Origin of the sequence: Yersinia enterocolitica subsp. enterocolitica (genome assembly GCF_901472495.1) — a bacterium.
Taxonomy (GTDB): domain Bacteria; phylum Pseudomonadota; class Gammaproteobacteria; order Enterobacterales; family Enterobacteriaceae; genus Yersinia; species Yersinia enterocolitica.
In genome coordinates this window covers 4,299,782-4,312,034 of sequence record NZ_LR590469.1, presented here as the reverse complement: position 1 = coordinate 4,312,034, position 12,253 = coordinate 4,299,782, and the positions used below count along the sequence as shown (strand labels likewise).

Here is a 12,253-nt window from a genome sequence, read left to right as displayed (position 1 = left end):
GATGTGACTACGTAAGTTTGTCACATTCTTTACTGCCACCAGGCAATTCCTTGTAACGTAATTACCGTTAATACGATATAACGCAATGCTTTCCCCAGACACAGAAAAAAAGCCACAAGACTCCAAGGCATACGCAACCAGCCTGCCAACACACACATCAAATCGCCCACTACCGGTAGCCAGCTTAGTAACAGAGCTGCTGGGCCAAAACGTTGAAGCCAGCCAAGAGCTGTACTCATCCCACGTTGTGGTTTTAGTTCCGGTAATAAACGGCCTATAACAACGTTCGTTAGCCCCCCAAGGGTATTTCCGACAGTGGCAGACAGCACCAGCATCATGGCCGGCGCACTACTTGCCGTTAAGAGGGTGACTAATAGAATTTCAGAATTTCCGGGTAAGAGTGTCGCGCTGAGAAAGCTACTCCCAAATAATGAAGCAACAGCTAGCGTACTACTCACAGTAGACGCACATCAACTATTGCCATATTCGCCCTTTTTGCCGCCTCAATACCAAAATCAGCATCTTCAAAAACCACACACTTCTCTGGTGGCACACCTAATAGCTGTGCGCAGCGCAAGAATGTTTCTGGCTCTGGCTTATGTTGGGTGACATCGTCGGCACCGACAATAACATCAAAATAGTCACGTAAGCCTAAATGGCGTAAAAGCAGCTCTGCCATGGCGTGTTCGCTTCCAGTGCCGACAGCCATAGGTTTACGCCCATAATAGGCTTTAACCACGTCTATGAGCGGCAGAGGCTTCACATTGTCCAGTAGCAGTGATTTAAACAGTGTTGTTTTCTCAGCGGCCAATACATGGGGATCTAAGTCCGATTGATTATTTTCAATGATTACGCGGGCAATTTTCCACGTTGGAGCCCCATTCAAAGCCACTAATGCCTGCTCATCAAATGCCATGCCATAAGGTGTCAGAACCTGTCGCCATGCCTGCCGATGCGTGGGCTCAGTATCCAGGATGGTGCCATCCATATCAAAAATCAGGCCTTCATAGCGCTCGTACATCGTGGCTCCACGACCAAGGAGAAATGAAAAGCTACTTTATCGCAAACTAACTAAATTGTCGCTCACTGTATAATCAATTGAATTAATTAAATAAAATATCATTCACAATAGGAAATAGCGCTGTTATGCATCGTAAAAATCAATGCATTGATAGGTGTACTAAGATGAGAGGGTTAAAACATGCTAATCGCTGAGTAGAGCGAGGCTTAAAAGCAGAAAACCCCGCCGTAGCGAGGTTTCTTAAGATGGTGCACCCAGGAAGATGACTCGGCTAACGCCTCGCCCTGCGGGCCGTTGCTAAAGCAACGTTGTCTCGCTACGCTCGGCTCGAACTTCCGACCGCTCGGTTCTGCGTATTTGTAGAATCTAAAAACAGAAAACCCCGCCGTAGCGAGGTTTCTTAAGATGGTGCACCCAGGAAGATTCGAACTTCCGACCGCTCGGTTCGTAGCCGAGTACTCTATCCAGCTGAGCTATGGGTGCAGTTTTATATTTCTAATTTTACGGGGGAGTTTCAGCGAGTGAAACTTAACAACAAGATTGATGACCTAGAAAGATGGTGCACCCAGGAAGATTCGAACTTCCGACCGCTCGGTTCGTAGCCGAGTACTCTATCCAGCTGAGCTATGGGTGCAATTAATTCTTTGACACTACCTGATGTTCATTTGACTATTTCACCATACTGCAAAATATGGTGCACCCAGGAAGATTCGAACTTCCGACCGCTCGGTTCGTAGCCGAGTACTCTATCCAGCTGAGCTATGGGTGCATAGTAAATGGCGGTGAGGGAGGGATTCGAACCCTCGATACAGCTTTTGACCGTATACTCCCTTAGCAGGGGAGCGCCTTCAGCCTCTCGGCCACCTCACCATACGCTTCTTTCGAATTGTGCCTAACTTGCTTTTGAAGAAGCTCATCGGCACTGCGTGGCGCACATATTACTTTCCCGCACTTATAAGTCAAACAATTTTTCCCAACTAGCGTTCATTTGCACAATTCACACGCAACATGACCAGTTTGGCGTCAAAAAGAGTGTTTTATCAACAGGCAAGATACTGTTTATTGCGGTGTAATCAAATTGAGAGAAAAATGAAATTATCCTACCCACCCCGTTAAATTGGCCGCGAACAGAAAATTATTACCAGAATAAGAAAACAAAAAGGAAATGAATAGTGAAATACGAAGGGATAAGCAGCAGTAGCGCCTCGTGTAACACGAGACGCTTCTTCAAAATCAGTAAGTCGTCGGTTGAGACTTTTCTGCTTGGATGCGCTGGTAGATTTCTTCACGGTGAACAGAAACCTCTTTCGGAGCATTTACACCAATTCGAACCTGGTTGCCTTTAACTCCTAATACAGTAACCGTAACCTCATCGCCAATCATGAGTGTTTCACCAACTCGACGAGTCAGAATAAGCATTCTTTGCTCCTTGAAAAATTAAAAGAGTCGGGTCTCTCAGTTTCCCCGCCATTATCCATCATACACCGTGAAAACGTAAGCTATCACATTCACATTAAATGTAAGTAGCTTGGTCAAGTCTCTAACTAATACAAGTTTAGCTGAAGCAAATAACTTTGCGTTTAACTTTGTTTTCGAACTATGACAGGAAAACTGAAAAACGCCATACCCAACATAGAGATATGGCGCATTGATTTAAGGGGTCATTACTGACTTATAAACGGGATGCCACCCACGCTTCAACACTAGCTAGTGCCGATGGCAATGCCTGCACATTAGTACCGCCTGCCTGAGCCATATCCGGGCGTCCACCGCCTTTACCACCGACCTGTTGAGCAATATCAGCGATTAATTCACCCGCTTTGACTTTACTTGTCAGGTCTTTAGTTACGCCAACAATTAGACTGACCTTATCATCTGCGGTCGTCGCCAGCACAATAATAGCGGAGCCCAGTTGATTTTTAAGATCATCAACCATGGTACGTAACATTTTTGGCTCAACATTATCCAACTGGCTAACTAAAAGTTTCACACCATTGACCAATTTCGCATTGGAGGATAATGAGGCACTTTCCTGAGCCGCTTGCTGATCTTTCAACTGCTGAAGTTCACGCTCCAGCATTTTACTGCGATCCAGCACCGCACGGACTTTATCAGCCAGATTATTGGTATCACCTTTCACCAAGTGAGCAACATCCTGTAGCAGGTCACTCTGCCGATGCAATAGCGCAATAGCGCCCTCGCCAGTTACCGCTTCAATACGTCGAATCCCAGCTGCGGTACCTGATTCAGATAAAATACGGAACAGACCAATATCACCAGTGCGGCTGGCATGAATACCACCACATAGCTCGGTTGAGAAATCACCCATGGTCAAGACTCGTACCTGGTCGTCATATTTCTCGCCGAACAGGGCCATAGCACCTTTTTCTTTCGCCGCATCCAATTCCATCACTTCAGTTTGGACTGGCATATTACGGCGAATTTGCTCGTTAACCATATCTTCTACCAGACGAATCTGTTCCGGTTTCATTGCTTCAAAATGAGAGAAATCGAAACGCAGGTATTTATCATTCACTAATGAGCCTTTCTGAGCAACATGGTCGCCCAGTGTCTTACGTAGTGCTGCATGTAATAAATGAGTTGCGGAATGATTCAAGCGAATACGGTTACGTCGTGCGACATCAACCTGAGCATCAATACTGTGATTAACCCGCAATGTTCCATGGGTTAATTGCCCTAAATGACCAATAGCCTGACCATATTTCTGAGTGTCAGCCACTGCAAAGGTTGCAGTCGCATTTTTCAGCTCGCCTGTATCGCCAACCTGGCCGCCAGACTCACCGTAGAATGGCGTTTGATTGAGGACAACAACCGCTTCCTCACCTTCATGAATTTCATCAACAGCTTCGCCATTGCGGAACAATGCAGTCACTGTGGCCTGCTGATGAACATGGTCATAGCCAGAGAACTGGCTTGCACTATCAACACGGATTAAGTTGTTATAATCGGCACCAAAGCCGCTGGATTCCCGCGCACGACGGCGTTGAGCTTCCATTGCTTGCTCGAAACCGGCCTCATCCACTTTCAGATTACGTTCACGGCAGACATCTGCGGTTAAATCAACCGGGAAGCCGTAGGTGTCGTACAAGCGGAAAGCTGTCTCACCATCGAGGGTATCACCGGTCAATTTACTGAGCTCTTCATCCAACAGAGCTAAGCCGCGCTCTAATGTACGCGCAAACTGTTCTTCTTCAGTTTTCAGAACCTGCTCAACCATTGCCTGTTGTTGTTTCAACTCATCGGCAGCTGGCCCCATAACAGCAATCAGTGGAGCGACCAATTTGTAGAAGAAAGTCTCTTTCGCGCCCAGCATGTTGCCATGACGGATAGCACGACGAATGATACGACGCAGAACATAACCACGGTTTTCATTCGACGGAATAACACCATCAGAGATAAGGAAAGCACAAGAGCGAATATGGTCAGCAATAACTCGTAGCGACTTGCTAGAAAGATCAGTCGCACCGGTAACTTCCGCTACCGCTTTAATCAAATCGCGGAACAGGTCAATCTCATAGTTCGAGTTAACATGTTGTAAAACCGCAGCAATACGCTCAAGCCCCATGCCGGTATCAACCGATGGCTTAGGCAATGGCAGCATCGTGCCATCAGACTGGCGGTTGAACTGCATGAAGACGATATTCCAGATCTCAATATAACGATCGCCGTCCTCTTCTGCCGAGCCTGGAGGGCCGCCCCAAATATGGTCGCCGTGGTCAAAGAAAATCTCTGTACATGGGCCACAAGGGCCTGTATCACCCATTTGCCAGAAGTTATCTGATGCAAAGGCACTGCCTTTGTTATCACCAATGCGAATAATACGCTCACGAGGGATGCCAATATCATTGGCCCAGATTTCATAAGCCTCGTCATCGGTTTCGTAAACAGTTACCCACAGTTTTTCTTTCGGTAGATTAAACCACTGCTCGCCAGTTAATAACTCCCAAGCAAAACTGATGGCATCATGTTTGAAGTAATCGCCGAAGCTAAAATTACCTAACATTTCGAAGAAAGTATGATGGCGTGCGGTATAGCCTACGTTCTCAAGGTCATTATGCTTACCACCTGCTCGCACGCAGCGCTGAGAGGTCGTCGCACGGGAGTATGCCCGTTTATCCAAACCTAAGAAGACATCCTTAAACTGGTTCATCCCGGCATTGGTAAACAACAGCGTAGGGTCATTATTAGGGACCAAAGAGCTGCTTGATACAACCTGATGTCCCTTGCTATGGAAGAAATCGAGAAACGCTTGACGAATCTCAGCGGTGCTCTTGCTCATAATTGTCCCGGAAACAAGCTAAAAGAATAAGCTCGCGAGCAGATTGTGTAACGATAAAAGGCAACACAATGGGTAAGCTCACGAACAAAAAGTGGGACTAAGATAAATTTTCTTCGCGGGGAAGTAAAATCCTGTGTGCATTCATTCAACAAAATCATTGTAAATCGACTGAATTTCCTCCTGGAAGAAACCACGATACAGGAGATAGCGCTGAACTTTGACCTTCTCTTTCCATTCAATCGGTAAAATTTCACTAAATTTGCGTTGCGCGACTTCTTTTGCCAACAAACACCAATTTATTTCACTGATTTCAAAAGCAGCTTGAATGAGCTCTTTATCGACACCCTTTTGCATCAATTCAGAACGAATACGCTGTGCGCCATATCCTTTACGACTACGGCTATTGATATAGCTGGTAGCAAAGCGGGCATCATCCAACCAATTATGCTGGTAACAATAAGCAATCACTTGCTCAATAACTTTCGGATCGATATCTGCAACGGGTTCGTTATCACTACGGCCTGTTTGTTTCCCCCAATGGCCTTTTGCCGAGAATGGTTGAGATGCAAGCTTGCGGCGCAGTTCTGATTCACTATGGTCACGTTGAGAGAGGAGTCTCATAGCACGACTCAGTAGGTCATTCATAATTACCCTTATTACTTGAAGCTGCAGCCGTGTTAGCTGCGCTCTTTCACCCGAATCACTGACTGATGTCAGCTCATCAGGACTCATTCGTTTGCTGCCTTGCTGCAACTCCAATTACTTTGGGTAATCCCCTTCTTTCTTGAAGCTATAGCCGTGTTAGCTGCGCTCGTTACTCGGCCCATCCATGAGCCTCGCCTCTGTGAGGCCGCTGCAAGCAGCGTTCAAATCGGCTCCCAGCAGATTTGTCAACCGAATCACTGACTGATGTCAGCTCATCGGGACTCATTCGTTTGCTGCCTTGCTGTAACCCAATTACTTTGGGTGTAGGTATAACTTGAAGCACTTATGTACATCATCATTAACTAAAACGGCCCACTGATTAAGTGAGCCGTTTGCTAATTGCTTAATTTGCTAACCCGGTCGATGACCTTACAAATTAAAACTCTTCGCTGGTTTCATCTGCTTCATCAGCAAATGCGGCTGTTGCTACAGGCTGCTCACCATTGCCACCATTAAGAAGCATTTCACGCAATTTTTTATCCAACTCAGCGGCAACTGCTGGGTTTTCTTTTAAGTAGTTACTGGCATTCGCTTTACCCTGACCAATCTTGTCACCGTTGTAGCTATACCATGCACCGGCTTTCTCAATCAGTTTATGCTTAACGCCTAAATCAACGAGCTCACCGTTAATATTGATACCTTCACCATACAGGATCTGGAATTCGGCTTGTTTAAATGGCGCTGCGATTTTGTTTTTCACCACTTTAACGCGTGTCTCGCTACCAACAACCACATCACCTTCTTTTACTGCACCAATACGGCGGATATCCAAACGTACGGATGCATAAAATTTCAGGGCATTACCACCCGTCGTAGTTTCAGGGTTACCAAACATAACGCCGATTTTCATACGGATCTGGTTGATGAAGATTAACAGGGTATTAGCATTTTTCAGGTTACCCGCCAGTTTACGCATGGCCTGGCTCATCATACGAGCTGCCAGGCCCATGTGAGAGTCACCAATTTCACCTTCAATTTCAGCTTTTGGTGTTAATGCAGCGACGGAGTCAACGATGATGACATCAACTGCGCCCGAACGAGTCAGCGCATCACAGATTTCCAGTGCTTGCTCGCCGGTATCTGGCTGAGAACACAGCAGGTTATCAATATCTACGCCTAGTTTTTTAGCGTAAATAGGGTCAAGAGCATGCTCTGCATCGATAAAGGCGCAGGTTTTACCTTCGCGTTGTGCGGCAGCAATAACCTGTAAGGTCAGTGTTGTCTTACCGGACGATTCAGGGCCATAAATCTCAACAATACGCCCCATTGGCAGGCCACCCGCCCCCAATGCGATATCAAGAGAAAGAGAACCAGTAGAGATGGTTTCAACATCCATTGAGCGGTCTTCGCCAAGGCGCATGATAGAACCTTTGCCGAATTGTTTTTCAATTTGGCCCAGTGCTGCTGCTAACGCCTTTTGTTTATTCTCATCAATAGCCATTTTTACTCCCTCTCTGGGATGCCGGGTTGCCCCGTCATCACCACTGAATGTTGTTTGTACAAGAAATTACCACTAATTATACTGTACAATCATACAGTATCAAGACTAATTTTATAGAAAATCATCTAGAAGTGTTTGTAGTGCGAAAACAGCAGCTTGCAGCCTGACCTCATCACGATCGCCGGGAAAAAGTTTTTTTGTCGCACTAACCTCACCGTCGCGTGTAGCAAAAGCAAACCACACGGTACCCACCGGTTTCTCTGTTGTGCCGCCATCAGGCCCGGCAACTCCGCTTATCGATACCGCAAAGTCCGCATTAGCCGCTCGCAATGCACCCAATGCCATTTCCCGAACGACAGCGTCACTCACAGCGCCATGCCCGGCCAAAGTACTTTCTTTTACACCCAGTAAATCATGTTTTGCCGCATTGCTGTATGTGACAAAACCACGGTCAAAATAGGCCGAGCTGCCCGCAATATCTGTCAGGGCTTTAGCTACCCAACCACCTGTACATGACTCGGCACAAGTAACCCAGGCACCACGATCTTTAAGTTTATGACCGACTGCAGTACTAAGCTGACGTAATTGTTCTTCGCGCATTATTGCCCCTACTCGAATGAAGTCTGCCGCTGCCGATAGTAGCACTTCTTTGGGCCGTAACGACAACAGCTGTTCGTTATGCGAAACGTCTCGCAAGGTGTCATGAAAAAAAAGCACATTGCCGTACAAAGCTTTACCTCAGGGACTCAGCTGTTAGTATCAAAATAAAGAAGATGCGACTGGCGACATCTGAAGTACCGGTAATTTACCGGCATGATGAACTTAGGACGTGACAGTGAAAAAAATTCTCAACGCCTTCTTCCCACTCTATAGCGCAACGGTGCTGATGTTATTAGGATCAGGTTTACTGACCACTTATATTTCGTTACGGTTAACTGCTATCCATGTTTCCGGTGCATTAATCGGGGCAATCATTGCTGCAAACTATATTGGTTTGGTGATTGGAGGCAAGGTCGGCCACTTCCTGATAGCTCGAGTAGGCCATATCCGTGCCTACGTGGCCTGTGCCGGCATTATTACAGCTGCGGTGTTAAGTCATGGCCTTACTGAATATATCCCTGCGTGGGTAGTTCTACGCTTGATTATTGGCCTCTGCATGATGTGCCAGTTTATGGTGTTAGAAAGTTGGCTAAATGATCAAGCAGAGTCTAGCCAGCGCGGTACGGTGTTTGGCTTTTATATGGCGGCAACTTATGCTGGTATGGCATTAGGCCAAGTCGTGTTGATGCTTCAACCTGAGCTGGGTTTAAGCACTCTCATGATTATTGCTCTGTTTTTTGCTCTGTGTTTGGTCCCTGTAGCCCTGACCACTCGCAGTAATGCTCAGCAAATGTCACCGGCTCCTATGGAACTGAAATTCTTTATCAACTCCATTCCCAAAATACTGGCCTCGACATTAGTTATCGGCATGATTGTCGGCTCGTTTTATGGTCTGGCACCGGTTTATGCCAGCTTGCAATCACTTTCCACTCAAGAAACCGGCCTGTTCATGGCATTATCTATCTTTGCCGGATTGGTCGCCCAGCTTCCACTCAGTTGGCTGTCCGACCGCTATAACCGCACACTCCTGCTGCGTATTAATGCATTATTACTGGCCTTAACAGCACTGCCGCTTGCGCTGGTGCCGCATATCTCGTTCCATTTTTTATTGGGTTTAGGTTTTATCGTTAGCATGTTGCAGTTCACGCTTTATCCGTTGGTCGTTGCACTAGCCAATGACCTGATTGCGCCGGAACGGCGAGTCTCTTTAGCGGCATGTTTACTGATGTCATTCGGTGTGGGTGCCAGTATCGGGCCACTCGCCGTGGGCGCGCTGATTGCTCCTCTGGGTGGCAATATTCTGTATGCGTTTTTCTCACTCTGCGGCTTAAGTTTGATAGCATTCAGCAGAACAGTTAAACAGGATCAAGACGAATTTGTTAACGATGCTCCGGTGCCACATATGGCTATACCTGACAGTTTGGTCAGTTCTCCACTCTCCCCTGCACTTAATCCCAGCTTTGATGAACAATTGATTCACGACATCATGCCCCCGCCTGATCAAGCTGAAGCAGAAAAAGAATCGGTAGAAAGCTCATCGGAAGATGAGCCTCAGCAGCAATAGTCCCAATGGTGGCAGGCATAGGAACTTTAATACCTATGGCTTTGCTCTATAGGTACTTTGCTAAATATTGATTAAAAAGAGTTGAAATGGGTACTGCTTGTTATTTATTCGGCTTTGAATAAAAATACCGGCATGAGGTATTTAGCGGGGTAGAGCAATGTCGAGACAAGATGAACAGCGGTTATTGGTAAAAATAGCCACGCTGTATTACACCGAAGGTATGAAGCAATCAGAAATTGCCGACAGCCTGCATTTATCCCAGTCATTTGTTTCCCGAGCGATTACCCGTTGCGTTAAAGAAGGGGTGGTTAAAATCAGCGTCATCCAGCCCCCTAACATGTTTATTGGTATCGAATCGCGCATTCAAAAACACTATGGTATCGACCAGGCCATCGTGGTCGATATCGCCGATGACGCCAGCTCTGCTCAGATAAAACAAGCTATCGGTTCTGCCGCAGCCCACTATATGCAAACCAGTATTCGCCCAAACGATATGGTGGGTATTTCTTCGTGGAGCAGCACAATTCGGGCAATGGTTGATAACCTTCATCCGCTTAACATCAAAACCAGCGGCGTCATTCAATTATTGGGCGGAGTTGGCCCCAACGGCAATGTGCAAGCCACATTGTTAACCCAGGCTCTGGCTAATATTTTGAATTGCCCAGCTTATTTACTGCCCGCACAAAGTATCGAGCGCTCGACTGAAGATCGCACCCGCCTGATATCAAGTGGCGAAGTCGCTGATGTGGTGAATAAATTTGCTGAAGTTGATCTGGCGTTAGTTGGGATTGGCGATCTCGAGCCATCCCAGCTATTGAAAAACTCCGGTAACTATTACCACGAAGAGATGCTTAAATTACTGGCTGATCGCGGTGCCGTGGGGGATTTGTGTCTGCATTATTTTGATGCTGCGGGGAACGCAGTACTTAGTGACGAAGAAGATCCGGTGATTGGTATGTCTTTGCCACAATTACGGGCTTGCCCGCGAGTCGTCGCACTGGCCGGAGGGGTAGGGAAAAGTGCCGCCATTCGTGGCGCGCTGACAGGTAACTATATTGATGTATTGATTACTGACAGAATTACCGCCGAGACATTACTGTAGCCATAGGTTTACTTGAAGCCATAGGTTTACTGAAGCCTTGGATTTAACCGCGCCGTCCCTGGTGCGGCATAATTTAAGCACTTAACGCCAACACGCTATTTTGCATGCCAATAGCAGTCAACACCCAGATATTTACTGAATGCTTCTTGCAGCACTTTAGCTGTAGCCGAATGGTTCATCGCCACATGGTGCTCGAAACCATTATTACAGATATGTGTGAGTAAACTTTCCAGTTGCGGCACTTCTACAACTGCGCGGCACCCAACGGTATCCAACTCATCACTGACTGAACGCCCTTCACCCACATAGGCTCGCACCTGCCCGGTGAAATCGTCTGATGAGAGGCGGAAATAGGTCAATGGGCCGGATTTCATGCGGCCATGAACCGCGCCACAGGTATTCTCACAACCCACTGTTGTTCCGATAATATCCGCAGTGCCCATAGTTGAGCTTTCTAAACTTTCACTGGCAAAGTTGCCGCAATGGAATAGCACGCATTTATCACGTTCTTCGCCAAAGTTATTATTCCAGTCAGCAATCGAAGCCGGTGCCAACGAACAACTTGCCAGGGCATACATCGATAATGCGCCCATCACATCCACTTCACAGGCACTTGGCATTAATTGCCCGGACATCACACTCATAATGGAGCAGACGTTAATTCCCAGATTCTGTTGTAATGAAGTCCAACACTGCATGGCGGTGGTATCAATATCATTGGCAATAATCCACTCACTGATAACCACAAACAGTTTTGCCATTTTGTGCAATTTTTCTTGTGGAATAGCACTGGTATCACCATTGGCTTTCAATAACGCCAGTTTTTCACCGACACGGATATCATTGTCACTGAGGTTAGCTACGCGGAAAAATACTTCTGAGAGATCAAGGGTCTCAACGGTAATTCCCAAATTCTCTAATAACTTTTCACTGTAACGTACGGTATTAAAGTTAGTTGGGCGCGCGCCAATAGCCCCAACTCTGACGCGTTTCATAGCATGTACCACACGGCACAGTTGTACAAACTGCTCTACGTCACGACTGAATATGTCACTGTTTAAGCTGCAAACATGTTGCTGGGTCAATGTGAAGGGAATGCCATATTGGCGCAGGTTGTTGCAGAGCGAGATTTTACCGCAGAAGCTGTCACGCCGTGTCGCCAGCCCCATTTTATCCAGTGCATCTTCTTCTGCTTGCACCAGTACCGGCACTTTAAGGCCAGAGAGACGAATGGCATCGGAGACACTTTTTTCATCGCCAAAGTTAGGCAGAATGACCACCACACCATGAATTTCTTCACTATGTTTACGGAATAATTCGGCACACACTTTGGCATCGCGCCAGTTTTCCACCCCACCCAGCGGCGTTTGCTCTTCATTCAGCATGATGATGTTGATCCCCAAGCGGTCAAACAGTGCCTGGGCATCGCGGCGTGCATCTGCAACCAAATAACCAGGGAAGAAACCCCGGTTGCCGATAATCACCGCGAAAGTTAACTTACGAGGTATTGCTGACATATG

At 46.8% G+C, this 12,253-nt stretch carries 10 protein-coding genes, 4 tRNA genes and 1 other RNA gene; 2 read left to right on the top strand and 13 right to left on the bottom strand.

Annotation, left to right across the window (positions count from 1 at the left end; genetic code table 11):
• Positions 1 to 29: 29 nt before the first annotated feature.
• The 12 genes from FGL26_RS20280 to pncC all read right to left on the bottom strand — a co-directional run bounded on the left by FGL26_RS20280 (position 30) and on the right by pncC (position 8,067).
• Positions 30 to 458 carry a YqaA family protein gene (locus FGL26_RS20280; RefSeq protein WP_011815644.1) on the bottom strand — a complete coding sequence of 143 codons (429 nt, stop codon included), beginning with the start codon at positions 456 to 458 and terminating at the stop codon, positions 30 to 32.
• Complete coding sequence (gene yqaB, locus FGL26_RS20275; protein ID WP_005167426.1) at positions 455 to 1,021, bottom strand: fructose-1-phosphate/6-phosphogluconate phosphatase; 567 nt, start codon at positions 1,019 to 1,021, stop codon at positions 455 to 457. The genes FGL26_RS20280 and yqaB overlap by 4 nt, the downstream gene beginning before the upstream one ends.
• Positions 1,022 to 1,267: 246 nt before the next feature.
• A non-coding RNA gene (locus FGL26_RS20270) (RtT sRNA) lies at positions 1,268 to 1,387 on the bottom strand.
• A gap of 40 nt (positions 1,388 to 1,427) precedes the next feature.
• A tRNA-Arg gene (locus FGL26_RS20265) sits at positions 1,428 to 1,504 on the bottom strand.
• A gap of 74 nt (positions 1,505 to 1,578) precedes the next feature.
• Positions 1,579 to 1,655: transfer RNA gene (locus tag FGL26_RS20260), tRNA-Arg, on the bottom strand.
• Between the two features lie 58 nt (positions 1,656 to 1,713).
• A tRNA-Arg gene (locus tag FGL26_RS20255) sits at positions 1,714 to 1,790 on the bottom strand.
• An 8-nt stretch (positions 1,791 to 1,798) separates the two neighbouring features.
• Positions 1,799 to 1,891, bottom strand: a tRNA-Ser gene (locus FGL26_RS20250).
• A gap of 363 nt (positions 1,892 to 2,254) precedes the next feature.
• The gene (gene csrA, locus FGL26_RS20245; RefSeq protein WP_002209449.1) at positions 2,255 to 2,440 is read right to left on the bottom strand and encodes a carbon storage regulator CsrA; all 186 of its coding nucleotides are present in this window, start codon (positions 2,438 to 2,440) and stop codon (positions 2,255 to 2,257) included.
• 253 nt (positions 2,441 to 2,693) lie between these two features.
• Positions 2,694 to 5,321, bottom strand: a complete 2,628-nt coding sequence (alaS, locus tag FGL26_RS20240) for an alanine--tRNA ligase (RefSeq protein ID WP_005167424.1) — start codon at positions 5,319 to 5,321, stop codon at positions 2,694 to 2,696.
• Positions 5,322 to 5,462: 141 nt separating this feature from the next.
• Positions 5,463 to 5,966, bottom strand: a complete 504-nt coding sequence (gene recX, locus FGL26_RS20235; protein WP_005167422.1) for a recombination regulator RecX — start codon at positions 5,964 to 5,966, stop codon at positions 5,463 to 5,465.
• A 436-nt stretch (positions 5,967 to 6,402) separates the two neighbouring features.
• Positions 6,403 to 7,467, bottom strand: coding sequence for a recombinase RecA (gene recA, locus FGL26_RS20230; protein ID WP_005166464.1), 1,065 nt, complete (start codon positions 7,465 to 7,467; stop codon positions 6,403 to 6,405).
• 111 nt (positions 7,468 to 7,578) lie between these two features.
• Complete coding sequence (pncC, locus tag FGL26_RS20225; protein WP_005167419.1) at positions 7,579 to 8,067, bottom strand: nicotinamide-nucleotide amidase; 489 nt, start codon at positions 8,065 to 8,067, stop codon at positions 7,579 to 7,581.
• Positions 8,068 to 8,302: 235 nt separating this feature from the next.
• Here pncC and FGL26_RS20220 point away from each other — a divergent pair, with 235 nt between their 5' ends.
• Positions 8,303 to 9,631 carry an MFS transporter gene (locus FGL26_RS20220; protein ID WP_005167417.1) on the top strand — a complete coding sequence of 443 codons (1,329 nt, stop codon included), beginning with the start codon at positions 8,303 to 8,305 and terminating at the stop codon, positions 9,629 to 9,631.
• 157 nt (positions 9,632 to 9,788) lie between these two features.
• Positions 9,789 to 10,733 (top strand): sugar-binding transcriptional regulator, encoded by a 945-nt coding sequence (locus tag FGL26_RS20215; RefSeq protein WP_005167415.1) that lies wholly within the window; start codon positions 9,789 to 9,791, stop codon positions 10,731 to 10,733.
• A gap of 95 nt (positions 10,734 to 10,828) precedes the next feature.
• Here FGL26_RS20215 and FGL26_RS20210 read toward each other — a convergent pair whose 3' ends face one another.
• Entirely contained in the window at positions 10,829 to 12,250 is a 1,422-nt protein-coding gene (locus tag FGL26_RS20210) for an L-fucose/L-arabinose isomerase family protein (RefSeq protein ID WP_005167413.1), read from the bottom strand.
• Positions 12,251 to 12,253: the final 3 nt, after the last annotated feature.

Coding starts and splice junctions, on each gene's coding strand:
- FGL26_RS20215 (WP_005167415.1), top strand. CDS start 9,789: ATGTCGAGACAAGATGAACAGCGGTTATTGGTAAAAATAGCCACGCTG.
- csrA (WP_002209449.1), bottom strand. CDS start 2,440: ATGCTTATTCTGACTCGTCGAGTTGGTGAAACACTCATGATTGGCGAT.
- FGL26_RS20210 (WP_005167413.1), bottom strand. CDS start 12,250: ATGTCAGCAATACCTCGTAAGTTAACTTTCGCGGTGATTATCGGCAAC.
- pncC (WP_005167419.1), bottom strand. CDS start 8,067: ATGCGCGAAGAACAATTACGTCAGCTTAGTACTGCAGTCGGTCATAAA.
- yqaB (WP_005167426.1), bottom strand. CDS start 1,021: ATGTACGAGCGCTATGAAGGCCTGATTTTTGATATGGATGGCACCATC.
- recA (WP_005166464.1), bottom strand. CDS start 7,467: ATGGCTATTGATGAGAATAAACAAAAGGCGTTAGCAGCAGCACTGGGC.
- recX (WP_005167422.1), bottom strand. CDS start 5,966: ATGAATGACCTACTGAGTCGTGCTATGAGACTCCTCTCTCAACGTGAC.
- alaS (WP_005167424.1), bottom strand. CDS start 5,321: ATGAGCAAGAGCACCGCTGAGATTCGTCAAGCGTTTCTCGATTTCTTC.